The following is a 13,110-nucleotide window of genomic DNA, read 5'->3' as shown; positions in this document are numbered from 1 at the left end:
TTATCGCGGTACGCGATTCGGGCAATTGTCGACGATGGGGCAAGCTGGATTCATGGGCGACGAGGCGATCTATGTTGAGATCGAGATCAAAGCCGATGTTGACCGTGTCTGGCAACTAACTCAAGACCCGGATCAGCATCCACGGTGGGATCTCCGTTTCAGCACCATCACCCCTATCGCGACGCTTCCGACTGGTGCCAGCCGCTTCATCTACCAGCGCCGGCTGTTCTTTCACACGATATCGGGGACCGGCACCGCGCTCGGAGAGAAGCAGCGGCCCGACGGAACACTGACGTCGGCGCTGCGATTTACTACGGATGACCGCCTTTCGCCGCTCCGAGCAGGACGAGGTTACTGGCGGTACATTCCCACGTCTCAGGGGACGACTTTCATAACCGGGTTCGACTATGAGCCGGGGTGGGGTCGGCCGATCGACCGGCTGGTCATGCGGCGGATTATCGGATGGATGACCGCGTGGAGTTTTGACCGCCTACGAATCTGGGCCGAAACCGGAACGCTGCCGGAGCGTTGGACGATCGGGTCCGTCCTTGCGTTCTGGCGCCCGGGCCGGCCGAAGGCTGCGCGATGCCGGCGGACACCCCGGCGCGGCAACGCCATGACCCTGGCTCCCACATCCCTGCACAAGCTGGAGGCACCGTGACGTCAATGTTTCAGGAAGCCCTTGGCGCTGACTTCGCGCAGTTGCATACGATGTTGCAACGACGATTCGGAGTCGGTCTGGACGCCGGCTACGCGTGCATCGGCCGCGGCACGATGCTGCAGATCAGACGAGGGCCATGGTGGACGATCCCATTTCTGCGCCTCGGGAAGGTGCGCAATATCCTCATTCCCGATCTCGGCACGAACGTGCCGTTCACGATCTGGAACTACCCCTACCTCGACCCCTACGGGCGCGAGACCGTCACCTTCGTGCGCGAGTACCAGGTCCGCGACCAGCCCAGCCGGTTCGACGCGACTATGGTCCTCAGCGGCGGCAAAGTCCTCGATTACCTGGGTACGCACCAGCATCTGGCAGTCGACCTTGACCTGTCGGTCCAACCGAACGGGTCACTGCGGTTGCGCTCGGGCGCTCAACGCTTCTACGAGGGTCCCGTCGCGTTCCGGTTTCCGCTGCTGTTCAGCGGCCGGGCAGAACTGCACGAATCCTACGACGACGCAGCCGGTGTCTACCGAATCAGACTGGACGTGCGAAACCGCGTCTTTGGATTCCTGTTCGGCTACGAAGGGGAATTCACCTGCGACTTCGTTGAAGCTTCCGACGCTCCAGAGCGCCTCAAGCCCCGCCGACACGAACGGCGCGGCTAGGCGATCATCAGTCGGGCTCGCCCTCGCAGAGTTTGCGTGCTTTTCTCGGGTCGAGAAGGTGTGCCCGGCGTCCTATCCATCGCGCTGACGCGGCGCCGGGGGCTGCACGTGCCAATCGTTGTCTTCAGTCGCACACTCGTCCCGTAGGGGGTTCCCCATTCGGGAACGGAGCACTTCCCTCACCGCATCCTTCAGTGGTACGCTATCAAGTACTACTCAGGGAGGCAATCATGTCGGCGATCACCGCGACGGAAGCACGCAAGAGCCTGTTCGGGCTCATCCAGCAGGTCAACGACGACCACATCGCAGTCGAGGTCGTATCCCGGCACGGAAACGCTGTCATCCTCTCAAAGGAGGACTATGACGCGATGACCGAGACGGCGTACCTGCTGCGGAGCCCCGCCAATGCCGAGCGGTTGCTCACGGCGATTGAGCGGGCCCGGCGTGGCGAGTTCGAGCAGCACGATCTCTTCGACGCTTGAGTCGAACGATCGCCTTCGACCCGAATGGGTGGGAGGACTACGTCTACTGGCAGACTCAGGACCGTAAGACTCTCAAGCGAATCAACCAGCTGATTACCGACGCACTGCGCGATCCGTTCGCTGGCATCGGCAAACCCGAGGCCCTCAAGCACATCCTCTCCGGCGCGTGGTCCCGCCGCATCGACGACACGAACCGCTTGGTCTATTACGTCACGGACGACCACATCGTCATCCTGCAAGCCCGCGAACATTACTAACCCGAGGTCTAGCTCAGTTCCCGTAGGTGGTTCCCGTTGCGGGCGACTTGCTCAGTGAATCGACTGGAGCGGAATCACGCTTCAACGCGTCCGTTGGTCGTCCCCCTTTGCGGGCATGGCCGATAATGGCGAAGTGGACCTCACTCTTCGTGCACTGACGCAGGCAGACGCCGAGACGCTTGCCGGATGGCAAACCGATGCGCTCTTCTGTGCTCACGCGGGCTGGTCAACACAGGCGTCCCAACAGCAGGCGGTGGGATGGTGGCGTGAGCAGATTTCTCATCCTGACCCGCACCTCATTCGATTGCTCGCGCTCGATGCCCAGCGCCCGGTTGGCTACGTAGACCTGCATGGGAGTGGTCACGTGGAGCGCGAGCTTGGCTATGTGGTTGGCCCTTCCACATCGTGGGGTCGTGGTCTGGGGACAGCTGCTGCGCGTGCCGGAGTTGCATTCGGTTTCGATGGCCTTGGGCTCAGACGAATTTGGGCCGAGGCGGTCGAAGCAAACACGGCTTCAGTCACAGTGCTTCGCCGTCTCGGCATGCGAGAAATTGGACTCGGGAGCACAGAAGACTTCTTGGGGCAAACATCGCACTACGTACAGTTCGAGATATTGGCCAAGGAGTGGCGGCAGTCCGTCAGCCTCGCCGCCCACTAAGGGTTCCCGCTGTAGGAAAAGGACCCTCGAGGCTCGTGGAACGATAGCGATATGGCAATTGGTGTGCACCACATTGAGATTTGGGTCGCAGACCTGGACAGCGCTCGCATGTCCTGGGGCTGGCTTCTCGCGGAACTCGGATGGTCCGTCGACCAGGAGTGGGACAACGGAACCTCCTGGCGCTGCGGGGACGTCTACCTCGTGACCACGCGACCGCCAGCCCTCTCTGGTAGCGCACACGACCGAAGGTTGCCAGGAATCAACCACCTCGCGCTTCATGGAGGATCCGAGGCCGACGTTGACCGTGTCCTGAGTGCAGCGGTGGACAACGGCTGGAATTCGCTGTACGCGGATCGCTACCCCCGCGCTGGAGGCCCCGACCACTACGCCGTTTACCTTGAAAACGAAGCCGGCTTCAAAGTCGAGGTAGTGGGCGCATCCTGACCCATTAAGGGTTGGCGGATTCAACCGGTCGGTGTCGAGGTGGAACTCGAAGAGGTCAGTCGAGAGCCACGCGTGGCGCATCCGCAGAATTCCACCTGAATAGCGTGAGGTGCCAATGGCCAGGGCGCTTCCGAGAAGGATCGATCAGGCCTGTCGATCCGAGACTCTCCAGCCGCCGACGAACCTTCCACGACGCGGGCTCGCCGCCGTTTTTCACAGTGTCCTGCCAAGGCGCGACTGCGTCTGCAAGGTTGACACCGGCCACAAGGACGACGGCCGGGTCCCGGAGATCGACAATGTTATGGGCCTCCACGTGAAATTTGAGCACGACTAGCTCGTCGACACGACGCTGAGCATGGGCAATCATTGCCGCGTCGACTCCCTCCGGAGATGAGCTCAGGTACAGAGTCCGTTGATTCGGTTCCGAGTACCTGCCGGCCAGACGCGAACCAAGAAGCGCTGCGTCTTGATACGCAGGGTTTACGGCGCGATAGAACGATCCGGACACGCAGGACCAGACATCACCCATCTGTTCCACCAAGGGTTCACCCGGCACTAATCACTCCCCAGAACGTCTCGACCAGTCCCTCCCGACGCTACCGGACGTGCCGAGCGCCGTGGACCGTCCCGTGGAGGGTTCCCGTTGCCGGACCAGATAATCCGGCAACGAGATTTCAATTGAGGGCCCCTCTCAAAGGCCCGATTCGAACTGACGTTGGATAGTGCGATAAACGGTCGACCGCGCGACGTTGAAAAGCTCAATTCCGCGCTGGAATGCAGGCCGGCGTTATGTACTTCGATCAAGTGTTTCTGCTGCGCCACCGACAGGTTGAGCTGCTTACCGCGAAGACGCCCTTTCGATTTGGCCACCTGCATTCCTTCGCGCGTTCTGCGCATTTTGTTGGGCGGTGAGATCTTGTTCATCTGTGGAAACGCGTGCGTAGCCAATCAGTAATCCATTCATGGCGAAACGCTTCCGCTTCGCTGTGAGCGGGTCAATAATCGTCGCAGTCGGGGTCCCCCTTGCGGGCTTCCAATCCTCCTGCCGGCCCTTAGGTCAAATAGCGATTATTGCGACGTATCCATCTGCTCGTTGGTTCTTCTCTTCATCAGGGAGTTTCGCGCGCGGCCGCTGTCTTGCGGGTGTCTCTGACGCCCGCAAAACGCTCTTGCTCCGAGTGCCAATTGATACGTGCGCTCGTCCCTGTCCCGCCGGCTCCTACAGCCTCAACAAGTACGTCGAAAATTTGTAAGCGGACGTTCACGATGACGAAGTGAGGTTTGGCTGACGCCGAAGCCGGCTTTGCTACGTACGCGGGATTCGTACCCGCGGGCAACCTGCTCCGAGGAAGAGGCGTGAAATGAAGTGCGAAACTATTGCCGCGGCGAACAGAAGCACCCCGCCATGCACGGTGTCAGACGGCAGGAGCGGCGAGCCGCCTCGAAGAAGTTCAGCCCGGGCTACTCGCGCCCCGGGCAACATCACCAGGGGTGCCGTTATGAGCCCAGCGGTGTAGCTCTTGAAGGAGATCGAAGTCGCGACGTGCGTGACCACGTGAGCTTCCAATCCCGCTAACACCGCTCGGTAGAGACGTGATTTTCCTTGGGTGCGCGCACCGCGAACGCAGGCCGCGCCAACGAGCACTCCCATTAGCGCGATGGCGAGTCCAGATTGCGCCGGAGAAACTACCACCCGGTCGGTGCCCAAACGTGCGGCGAGCAGCCTGGACGTGGCCGGGAAAGTGAACACTTCTTCCACGTCGTGCACAAGCCAAGCGGCGAAGAGTGCCACCGCAGCAATTCGGGTTCCAGATGGCTCGATCGACACAACGAAATCATATCGGTGCCCGCCACCCGAACTTTTTTGGGGTACCGCGCAAATTTCGTGCCCGTTCGGAGCCCCGCAGAGGGTCCTCATACGGCCTGTAGTCGCCCCTCGTCCGGCATCGTGTTTCCGCTACTCGATCGTGGCGCATCACCGAAGGTAGCGGGTGATCCGGCGGATCGGTGGCTGGTTAGCGGTTGGTCGTGTTGGCCGTGCCCTGCCAGCCGATGCCTGTACTCCAGCTCGCGAAGCCGACAGTCGCAAGTCCGGCGAGCAGAGCAATGACTCGCACAATGTCCATACTCGCGCCAGCATCGATGACGCCCAGAATCACTTCCGGATTGATTAGCTCGCCCCATCCCAGGAGCGTGGTGATGAGACTCATGAACAAGATAGCCAACGTGGTATTCAGGATCGCCATGCTGGTGGTCCATCGCCCGACGATAAGGATTCTGACCGACAGCGCCGCTCGTGCTGCTATCAAAGTGAACAGACCGCTGATCGCCCAAGGCCACAGGTCGGGGTTGAGGATCGCGACCGGTTCGGCGTCCAGCAGTGCAGGGCCTGCGAAGCCATCCCTGAACATCGCTGCCGCCAAGATCGTAAGGCCAGTGAGCGAAGCAACGGAATCTCCGCGGTTGTCATGACTACGTGGATAATCCGGCGGGCGATCCACATTCCAATGACCCCTGGTGGTAGTGCCGATGCGCTCCAGGACGGCGAAGAGGAGGGTTACCCAGAAAGTGACATGCACTGCGACAGAGAGGCCCATGGTGATACCGGCGGCGATGATCTCGCCGATGGAATCGTTCGAGAAGGATTCCATCAGTGCAATGCCAAGGAAAGTGAAGAGCGGAACGGTTGCGAGAAGGATCTTGAGAAGCCGCGCCCAGGTGAGGTAGTGCCGTGGGCCGATCAGATGCAGTGGCCGGTCGGCGTAGGCAGCGGCTAGGAGTGCGGGGTCGCCGAGCTCTGTCAACACCGCACGTTCGGCATCCGCTCGTCTTATGCCCTGTTCGACGCGAGCGTCGATTGCGTCGGCGATGGAGCCTTCGAGCTCGGCCCGAACGTCACTCTCTGATGCCGTGCCGAGGTTTTTGGTCGTCGCGGTGATATAGCGCTGGGTGAGTTTAGCGGTCATCTCAGTTCTCCGATGCGGTGAGGGACGAGAGATGGGCTCGACGCGGCGGTCAGAGAAAGACCGCAAAAACGCTCCCAATTGTGCCGGCTGGTATCCCACCGCCAACGAGGCCGAGATCCCATCGGACTTTGCTCCATTCGAGGACGGGTGCGGTATCCGTCATCTGCGCCGCTTGAAGGAACGGACCTATGGCGAAATATCCCGTTCGTTGCCCCTCCTCGATTTGCTCAGCCGCCGAGACGCGGTCTGCCTTGGGCAAACTGCGATGTGCGCGCAGGGCGACTCGGCCAAGGCCGAGGAGAGGAAGCACGCCGCCGAGGACGATCAGGACGACGACGACGGTTACAGCATTCATACGCCGAGGCTAATTCTCGAAAGTTCGGCGTCCACTCATGCTCGTCCGGTCTGAGCATCCTCTGATCCTGTGTAGACCGGCACAGACGTCGCCGCCCGTTCAGGGGTATCCCGCGACCGCGTGCACGTCGTGCGGGACAAGCCCACTCGGGGTTCGCCGTTCGGGCCCAAGCCGAGACGGCGTAACCCCAGCCGGCAAGCCCGAATGTCGGTATACGTATGCTGGAAAGCATGGTCATGTTCGGGTGGTTCGCGGCGTTCATCGGAGCCGTGCTGTTTTATGCGTCCTTAATCCAATCCGCACCATTCGGGTCAACCCCGACGTCAGAATCCCCTTTTACCGAAATCCAAGCGCTGAGTCGATGTCGTTGGCAGTCCTTGGCGGCCGGGCACCACGCGTCGTCGGACGCACCTATTCGCCGTATGCCCCAGTCCGGACAGCATCTGTCCCGCGTCATCCTGGGCCCGACAAAACTCGAGACCCAGGCGGAAGTGTTGTGGCGAGGAGTCTCAGTCCGTTAGCGAACGGCTGACCACCGACAGCGTAGCCGACTGCGCGGCCCGAGCGCTCTCGCCCTGTCGTTCGACGAGGAGCCCGACGATCGACTCGGTCAGAAGCATTAGGGCAGCGCGGGAAGTATGCACGAGCTCGTCGCGGAATGAGTCGGTGATCGGCACCACAACGAGGGCATTATCGGCGTGCTGGGCTGCGGGGGAGTGAGCAAATGAGGTGATGAGCAGCACCGTCGCGCCGCTCGCGCGCGCGGCAGTCATCACTTCGAGTGATGCACGGTTGGCGCCGGACCCCGAGATTACCAGGCACGCTGAGCCAGGTCCCAGCTGTTTCGCAGCGATCTGCTGACCGATGGTGTCGGAGATGTATTCGGCAGGTCGTCCGGAGGAGAGCAGTCGCATGGCGAAATCGAGACCAAGCGGTGACGACAGCCCGTTGGCCGCGATTAACAGCCTCTGGGAGTCGGCGATGACGCGCACGAACTCCTGGAGGTCTTCTTCGGTCAGCGCAGAAACGCTTCGGCTCAGCCGACCGGCGAAGCGATCTACCGCCGATCGCAGGGATCCGAGCATAGTCCTGTCGGTGTGTGCGTCCGCGATCTGCTGACCGCCCGGGACGGTCTCGCGCGCGAGGGCCACGCGAAGCTGCGGGTAGCCGTCGTAGCCTAGCGACTGCGCCGTGCGGGTGACGCTCGCCCGCCCCACGCCGACGAGGTCGGCGGTCTGCTGCGCGGTGCGTTCGATGGCCGCTTCGACGTCGCCAGCGATTGCTTCGGCTACGCGCCGCTCGCTTGGCTGCAACGAGGGTGCCAGCAGGGCGATTCGGGCTGTCGCGGGGGCCTCAGCGGAGCCTGACCACATCGTGTTTCCTCGTTTTGAAGGCGGCGCCGGTGCCTATCGGACCGGCGGTGATACGTTGGCGGATCGCGCCGGAGATCGCGTCGATCAGCATCGTTGCGAGCACCACAACGATCAGCAGCATGCCCACGGTATCCCACTCGCGGAAGTTGGTGTAGTTGGCGAGCATGCTTCCGATTCCACCGGCGCCGACGAGGCCGAGCACGGCAGAAGTGCGGATGTTGATCTCGAAGCGGTAAAGAGCAAACGACATCAGTGCGGGTGCTGCTGCCGGCCATAAAGCCCACCGCGTGATCTGCGCCGTGTTGCCGCCGGCCGCGCGAACGGCCTCTGGCGAGCCATCCTGAACCGACTCGATCGTCTCGTACACCCACTTAGCCTGGGTGCCGATCCCGGCGATGCCGAGCGCTAGGGCACCGGTGAACGGAGTGAGGCCGGTGATGGTGAGAAGGATGAGCGCAATGATGACCTCTGGGACGGCCCGGATGACCGAGAAAACTCCTCGGAGCAGGATCCGTAGCCACGTCGGGCCGACGCCCTGGGCTGCCAGCATTCCGAGGGGAATCGAGACGAGAACGCACAGGATCGCTCCGATCCAGGCCATCGAGATTGAACGCCAGGTCTCGAACAGGGCGCGGGGGAAATTCTCCCAGTTCGGGGCCTCGAACATGAGCCTCATGTAGTGGAGCACCTTGCCGGGGATCTCACCCAGGTCGTCCCAGTCGATCGAGAGGCTCATCGTGACGGCGAGCACAACTGCGCCGGCCACGATCGCGGTGACGGTCGGGCCGACCCGCGACGGACGCGGCGGCAGATTCCGTGAGGTGGGCTGCCCTGCGTTGGTGCTCATACGAGTCGCTTTCGAAGAAGATTGGATGCCGCTTCGATCAGCACGACAACGACCAGGATCTCAAGCACAACCAGCGCGACGTCGTCGTAGGCGTAGAACGCGCGACGCTCGTCGATGAGGCGTCCGATACCTCCCGCGCCGACGATGCCGAGAATCGCCGAGATCCTGACGTTGAGTTCGAGGGTGTACAGCCACTGGTTGGTGAACAGAGGCCAGGTCTGCTGCAGCGCCGTGTGGTGGTTGATCTGCGTCTGGCTGCCGCCGGCGGCCCGACCACCTTCCATGTATCCGTGGTCGGTGGAATCGATGGCCTCTGACACCAGCTTCACGATGATGCCGATGTCGAACAGGAACAGCGTGATCAGTCCGGGAAGAACACCGACTCCAACCATGGCGACGAGGATCGTGGCGTAGACGAGGTCGGGGACGGAGCGGATGATGTTCACTACGGTGCGCAGCAGGTGGCGGGTGAAAGCGTTCGGATTAGTCGGCGAGGCCGCCCACAGCGTGAGCGGAACCGATACGGCAGCGGCCGCGGCAGCAGCCACTATCGCCATCTGCAGGGTCTCAAGCATGGGCTGCACGGTTCGCGGGAAGAACGTGAAGTCGGGCTGGAGCAGTTGCACGATCAATCCGGAGCCGTTGTCCCAGTTGCGCGCGAACGCGCCGAGGTCGAGTTCGATACCGCCGATGGCGGGAATGCAGGTCACCAACGTGAACGCGACGAAGGTGACGACGATGAGCACGACACGCACCCGCGACCGGGGCCGAGGAGGGAGCGTGAGTTCGCTCATCGGTCGATCCGATCGCCTGGCTGGATGGGGCGGCCGTAGATCTGCTCGAAATCCTTCTCCGTGGCCTCTGCTGCGGTCCCGTCGTAGACGACCTCTCCACCACGCAACCCGATCATGCGGGTCGTGTACTGGCGCGCCAGGTCCATCAGGTGGATGTTGACGAGAACGGTGAGGCCTTCATCGGTGTTCACGCGGCGAAGGTCGTCCATAACGGTGTGGGCGGTGGGCGGGTCGAGGCTGGCGACCGGTTCGTCAGCGAGCATCACGCTGGGCTCCTGCGTGAGGGCGCGCGCGATCGCGACGCGCTGTTTCTGTCCGCCGGACAGCTGACCGGCACGGCTCCACACTTTGTCGAGCATCCCGACCGATTCCAGCGCCTTCAGCGCCAGCTCCCGGTCGTGGGCCGAGCTTACTCCGAGAAGGGTGCGCAGGGTGGAGGTGTGTGCGAAGCGGCCCACGAGCACATTGCGGTACACGCTTAAGCGATCGGCGAGATTGAAACCCTGGAAGATCATGCCGATGTGGCCACGCAGTTGGCGCAGCTCGCGGCCGCGCAGGCCGGTCACGACGTGTGAACCCACGGAGACGGTGCCGCTGGTGACCGGAACGAGCCCGTTGATCGTGCGGATGAGCGTGGACTTACCGGAGCCCGACAGCCCGACGATCGAGACTATCTCTCCCGCGGGGATGTGCAGGGAGACGCCGCTGAGGGCCTTGGTACCGTTGGGGTAGGTGACCGAGACGTCATCAAGACGGATCGACCACGACGAGGAGGCCGGGGAGACCCCGACCTCCTCGCGCTGTGAATCAGTGAGCATCACAGTTCTTTCTTGATATCGATCAGTTCGAGAACTCGACGAGGATCTCGCCGTAGCGGGTGATCTCCTCGTCAGCGGTCTCGTTCGTCCAGTCGGACAGCCCGACGAGGTCGAACATGACTGTAGCGGCCTCTTCCGACGAGTCCGCATAGCCGTCGAGGAGTTCGGTGAGCTGCTCGACCAGGTCCGCTGGCAGCGACGAGGTGACAGCGACGCCGCCGTTGGGGATCATCTCGGTGTACGCAAACGCCACGACCTCCTCGGCCACGTCTGGCGCTTCCTCAGTCACCGTGGTGCGGGCATCCCAGTAGGCGAAGCTGACCTCGGCGTCGCCGTTGAAGACGGCGAGCACCGCGTTGTTGTTGCCTTCGACAGGCACCTGCGTGATGTCTGCATCGGTGTCGATGCCCGCCTCGCGCATCGCGACGACCGGGTACTGATAACCAGCGGGCGAGGTCGCCGCCTGGAGAGCGACCTTGGTGCCGTCGCCGATCTTCGCGAGGGACTCAATACCGGCAGGGCCCTCGCCGGTCAAGGTCTCGCCCTCGATCTCAATGCCGTTGCAGGACGAGAGCTGGATGCCGCTCGCGGCGTAGGTCGACATAACGGGCTCGTCGTCGCAGTACTTGTCTGGGTTGTTCGTGTAGGCGACCGAGGCGTACGAGGTGGCGCCGAAGCGCACATCGCGCAGGACGAGGTCGGCGTCATACCGCTCGGTCGCGTTGTACAGCGAGCCGGCGTCGGAGATGATGACCTGCGCCTGGTCGGTGCCGAGGGCCTCGACGGTAGCGGCGTAATCGGAAGCGACGACACCCTCTACATCGATACCGAGGTTCTCGGAGAGGTATGTGGTCAGCGGGTCGAGTGCCTCAGCGAGGTCTGCACCCTCAACCGACGGCACGAGAGAGAGCGTGATCGACTCGGGCCAGGCCGCGTCGTCGGTGTCAGGGGCGGGGCTGCTGCAGCCGGCGAGAGCCACGACGGTGATCGCCGCCATGCCGGTGAAGATCAGATGTTTGCGCATGTGAATGGTGCCTTTCGAATCGGATGGATGTGTCGGGTGCGTCGGTCAGGAAGCTGTGTGGGGGGCGGATGTGGCCCAGCCGGAGATCCGCTCGTAGATGTCGGCGATCGTGCGTCCGCGCATGGTGGCAGGCACCTCGAGCCGGGCGGCCGCGGGGCCGACGAGCGCGGTGTCTGCGCCCAGCTCAGCTGCCGGAGCGAGATCGAACTCGTGGATGTCGCCCACTGACAGCACGCGGCCGCGGGCCAGAGCCGCAGTGAGGATGGGCACGAGCCCGGCCGGCTTGCCGACCTGGAAGTGCATAGCGTCGAAGAGGTCGATGATCGCCCACTCCTCGAGCAGCGCGGTCACGCCCGCGTCGGGCGCATTGGTCGCCAGCACCAGGGAAGCGTGCTCGACGATGCCGTGCAAGAAACCGCTCAGGCCCTCCGGAGGCGAGACGGTGGCGCCGGCCGTGCCGAGCAGCGCGCGGGAGTCGTCGTAGGCTGCACTGACGATCTCGGCAGAGACGCGATCTTCGGCAGCCAGTGTGGCGACGGCGTGGTATCCGTCCCGGTAGGAGGTCTCCCCGGCCGCGTGGGCGATGAGGGCGACGGTCGCGCGCTCGCCGAAGCTGTCGTCGCCGATCCGCGTTGCTATGGCCCGTGCATACGCCGAGATAGGACCGTCGCCCAGGGCGAGGGTCCCGTCGAGATCGAAGACGATGGTCGGTTTCATTGCACTCCTTCTCCTTCGCGTTCCAGGCCTGGTGCCGTCGTTCCTCGTGAAGGTCATTACGTCCATCTTGTAGGCCAGAGGTGAACGGATCGCCCACAGAAGGTTGAACGCACGGTGAACAATCCGTGGATGTGGAGCCACCGGAGAGGTCTACGCTGGCCTGCGTGGACGAAGACATCGAACAGGTAGCAGTGCGAGCAGAGATAGACGCCGTCGAGACTCTCGCCCAGACCACGTGGCTCGGTCCGGCAATCGACGCGGATGCCCGTGCCGGTCGTTTCGAGCGCTGGGGGTCATCGACCGTCATCGACGAACACGTCGGTGGACCAGTGATCTCCGCGTCGCTCTTCGCTGCTCTCCACTCACGGGCCGGCCTCGCGGCGCAGTGGCCGGTCGGAAATGCCGGGCTGCTCCACGTATACGGTTACCTGCTGTCGACGGTACCGACGCCGTTCGGTTTCAAACGAGACCGCTGGCTGACGAGCACACTCGCCACCGCCTACGGGTTGTCGGCTGATGCGTTCGTGCCCGGGACCTCTCCTCGCACGCTGCTCGAGCGAGTGACCGAAGCGGCGGACGCCCTCAGTGATCGTGCAACCGTGCGGCAGCAGGAGGTGACCGGAGTCGCGACATCCGTTGCCCTCGACCGGCGTTCATTCGGCGGGGCGTGGGCGCTCGTCTATATAGTTGAAGGCCGTTTGGTGACGACGTTCACGGTGGAGTCCGTGGAGCAGGTCTTGGACGAGTGGGATGCCGCGGAGCCCACGCTGCGGTGGAACGCCGTCGACCCGCGTCGACGGTCCTGATCTCGACTCGCTCTCCTTGGCTTCCACGCCTTCGTCTTGCAGTAGCCTGGACCATCCCGAAGGGCGCCAAGACACCCCGTGCCGCCCGCGTCATCCTCAAGGTCCGGCGCAAGCCCGTCGGTCTCGGGTTCGAGCAAGCTTCGTTATCGCTAGGATTCAAAAGCTGATCGGCCCCGTCTTGGCACCCGCTCACCACGTTCCCGCCCATCGAGTCAGTGCGATGGTCAGTCACGTTTAACCTAC

Annotated in this window: 17 protein-coding genes; 7 read left to right on the top strand and 10 right to left on the bottom strand. The window is 63.0% G+C overall.

All coding sequences use genetic code 11. The features are described 5' to 3' along the window. The first annotated feature begins 52 nt into the window (after positions 1–52). The 6 genes from E3T51_RS01325 to E3T51_RS01300 all read left to right on the top strand — a co-directional run bounded on the left by E3T51_RS01325 (position 53) and on the right by E3T51_RS01300 (position 3,167). Complete coding sequence (locus tag E3T51_RS01325; RefSeq protein ID WP_134526480.1) at positions 53–661, top strand: SRPBCC family protein; 609 nt, start codon at positions 53–55, stop codon at positions 659–661. Between the two features lie 5 nt (positions 662–666). Beyond that, entirely contained in the window at positions 667–1,326 is a 660-nt protein-coding gene (locus E3T51_RS01320) for a DUF4166 domain-containing protein (RefSeq protein WP_241989118.1), read from the top strand. A gap of 230 nt (positions 1,327–1,556) precedes the next feature. Then, positions 1,557–1,808, top strand: a complete 252-nt coding sequence (locus E3T51_RS01315; protein ID WP_035878994.1) for a type II toxin-antitoxin system Phd/YefM family antitoxin — start codon at positions 1,557–1,559, stop codon at positions 1,806–1,808. After that, a complete protein-coding gene (locus E3T51_RS01310) occupies positions 1,805–2,065 on the top strand; it encodes a Txe/YoeB family addiction module toxin (RefSeq protein WP_134519586.1) in 261 nt (86 codons plus the stop codon). The genes E3T51_RS01315 and E3T51_RS01310 overlap by 4 nt, the downstream gene beginning before the upstream one ends. A gap of 133 nt (positions 2,066–2,198) precedes the next feature. After that, positions 2,199–2,723 (top strand): GNAT family N-acetyltransferase, encoded by a 525-nt coding sequence (locus E3T51_RS01305; RefSeq protein ID WP_166806337.1) that lies wholly within the window; start codon positions 2,199–2,201, stop codon positions 2,721–2,723. A 51-nt stretch (positions 2,724–2,774) separates the two neighbouring features. Beyond that, positions 2,775–3,167 (top strand): VOC family protein, encoded by a 393-nt coding sequence (locus E3T51_RS01300; RefSeq protein ID WP_134526472.1) that lies wholly within the window; start codon positions 2,775–2,777, stop codon positions 3,165–3,167. A gap of 55 nt (positions 3,168–3,222) precedes the next feature. On the opposite strand, the gene E3T51_RS01295 is transcribed toward E3T51_RS01300, so the two are convergent. The 10 genes from E3T51_RS01295 to E3T51_RS01245 all read right to left on the bottom strand — a co-directional run bounded on the left by E3T51_RS01295 (position 3,223) and on the right by E3T51_RS01245 (position 12,061). Next, on the bottom strand, positions 3,223–3,696 hold the full coding sequence (locus tag E3T51_RS01295; RefSeq protein WP_134526835.1) for an RES family NAD+ phosphorylase: 474 nt from the start codon (positions 3,694–3,696) through the stop codon (positions 3,223–3,225). A gap of 777 nt (positions 3,697–4,473) precedes the next feature. Next, positions 4,474–4,995, bottom strand: a complete 522-nt coding sequence (locus tag E3T51_RS01285) for an HXXEE domain-containing protein (RefSeq protein ID WP_166806336.1) — start codon at positions 4,993–4,995, stop codon at positions 4,474–4,476. Positions 4,996–5,182: 187 nt separating this feature from the next. Next, positions 5,183–6,133 (bottom strand): permease prefix domain 1-containing protein, encoded by a 951-nt coding sequence (locus E3T51_RS01280; RefSeq protein WP_134526467.1) that lies wholly within the window; start codon positions 6,131–6,133, stop codon positions 5,183–5,185. 49 nt (positions 6,134–6,182) lie between these two features. Continuing rightward, the gene (locus E3T51_RS01275) at positions 6,183–6,488 is read right to left on the bottom strand and encodes a hypothetical protein (RefSeq protein ID WP_134526465.1); all 306 of its coding nucleotides are present in this window, start codon (positions 6,486–6,488) and stop codon (positions 6,183–6,185) included. Positions 6,489–6,997: 509 nt separating this feature from the next. Further along, entirely contained in the window at positions 6,998–7,861 is an 864-nt protein-coding gene (locus E3T51_RS01270; protein WP_134526463.1) for a MurR/RpiR family transcriptional regulator, read from the bottom strand. After that, positions 7,842–8,708 carry a phosphonate ABC transporter, permease protein PhnE gene (gene phnE, locus E3T51_RS01265; RefSeq protein ID WP_134526461.1) on the bottom strand — a complete coding sequence of 289 codons (867 nt, stop codon included), beginning with the start codon at positions 8,706–8,708 and terminating at the stop codon, positions 7,842–7,844. The genes E3T51_RS01270 and phnE (E3T51_RS01265) overlap by 20 nt, the downstream gene beginning before the upstream one ends. Continuing rightward, positions 8,705–9,502 carry a phosphonate ABC transporter, permease protein PhnE gene (phnE, locus tag E3T51_RS01260; protein ID WP_134526458.1) on the bottom strand — a complete coding sequence of 266 codons (798 nt, stop codon included), beginning with the start codon at positions 9,500–9,502 and terminating at the stop codon, positions 8,705–8,707. Before phnE (E3T51_RS01260) ends, phnE (E3T51_RS01265) begins: the two co-directional genes overlap by 4 nt. Next, positions 9,499–10,320 carry a phosphonate ABC transporter ATP-binding protein gene (gene phnC / locus E3T51_RS01255; RefSeq protein WP_134526455.1) on the bottom strand — a complete coding sequence of 274 codons (822 nt, stop codon included), beginning with the start codon at positions 10,318–10,320 and terminating at the stop codon, positions 9,499–9,501. Before phnC ends, phnE (E3T51_RS01260) begins: the two co-directional genes overlap by 4 nt. 22 nt (positions 10,321–10,342) lie before the next feature. Next, positions 10,343–11,344 (bottom strand): phosphate/phosphite/phosphonate ABC transporter substrate-binding protein, encoded by a 1,002-nt coding sequence (gene phnD, locus E3T51_RS01250; RefSeq protein ID WP_134526452.1) that lies wholly within the window; start codon positions 11,342–11,344, stop codon positions 10,343–10,345. 45 nt (positions 11,345–11,389) lie between these two features. After that, complete coding sequence (locus tag E3T51_RS01245) at positions 11,390–12,061, bottom strand: HAD family hydrolase (RefSeq protein ID WP_134526449.1); 672 nt, start codon at positions 12,059–12,061, stop codon at positions 11,390–11,392. A gap of 164 nt (positions 12,062–12,225) precedes the next feature. Here E3T51_RS01245 and E3T51_RS01240 point away from each other — a divergent pair, with 164 nt between their 5' ends. Continuing rightward, positions 12,226–12,867, top strand: coding sequence for an amino acid deaminase (locus tag E3T51_RS01240; protein ID WP_134526447.1), 642 nt, complete (start codon positions 12,226–12,228; stop codon positions 12,865–12,867). Positions 12,868–13,110 lie beyond the last annotated feature (243 nt).

Source organism: Cryobacterium serini, from assembly GCF_004404025.1.
Lineage (GTDB): Bacteria > Actinomycetota > Actinomycetes > Actinomycetales > Microbacteriaceae > Cryobacterium > Cryobacterium serini.
This window is presented reverse-complemented; position numbering and strand designations above follow the sequence as displayed.

Excerpts from the sequence above, each read along its gene's own strand:
- E3T51_RS01295 (WP_134526835.1), bottom strand. The coding sequence starts at position 3,696 with ATGGGTGATGTCTGGTCCTGCGTGTCCGGATCGTTCTATCGCGCCGTA.
- E3T51_RS01315 (WP_035878994.1), top strand. The coding sequence starts at position 1,557 with ATGTCGGCGATCACCGCGACGGAAGCACGCAAGAGCCTGTTCGGGCTC.
- E3T51_RS01275 (WP_134526465.1), bottom strand. The coding sequence starts at position 6,488 with ATGAATGCTGTAACCGTCGTCGTCGTCCTGATCGTCCTCGGCGGCGTG.
- E3T51_RS01325 (WP_134526480.1), top strand. The coding sequence starts at position 53 with ATGGGCGACGAGGCGATCTATGTTGAGATCGAGATCAAAGCCGATGTT.
- phnE (WP_134526458.1), bottom strand. The coding sequence starts at position 9,502 with ATGAGCGAACTCACGCTCCCTCCTCGGCCCCGGTCGCGGGTGCGTGTC.
- E3T51_RS01320 (WP_241989118.1), top strand. The coding sequence starts at position 667 with ATGTTTCAGGAAGCCCTTGGCGCTGACTTCGCGCAGTTGCATACGATG.
- E3T51_RS01300 (WP_134526472.1), top strand. The coding sequence starts at position 2,775 with ATGGCAATTGGTGTGCACCACATTGAGATTTGGGTCGCAGACCTGGAC.
- E3T51_RS01280 (WP_134526467.1), bottom strand. The coding sequence starts at position 6,133 with ATGACCGCTAAACTCACCCAGCGCTATATCACCGCGACGACCAAAAAC.
- E3T51_RS01245 (WP_134526449.1), bottom strand. The coding sequence starts at position 12,061 with ATGAAACCGACCATCGTCTTCGATCTCGACGGGACCCTCGCCCTGGGC.
- phnE (WP_134526461.1), bottom strand. The coding sequence starts at position 8,708 with ATGAGCACCAACGCAGGGCAGCCCACCTCACGGAATCTGCCGCCGCGT.
- phnD (WP_134526452.1), bottom strand. The coding sequence starts at position 11,344 with ATGCGCAAACATCTGATCTTCACCGGCATGGCGGCGATCACCGTCGTG.
- phnC (WP_134526455.1), bottom strand. The coding sequence starts at position 10,320 with ATGCTCACTGATTCACAGCGCGAGGAGGTCGGGGTCTCCCCGGCCTCC.
- E3T51_RS01270 (WP_134526463.1), bottom strand. The coding sequence starts at position 7,861 with ATGTGGTCAGGCTCCGCTGAGGCCCCCGCGACAGCCCGAATCGCCCTG.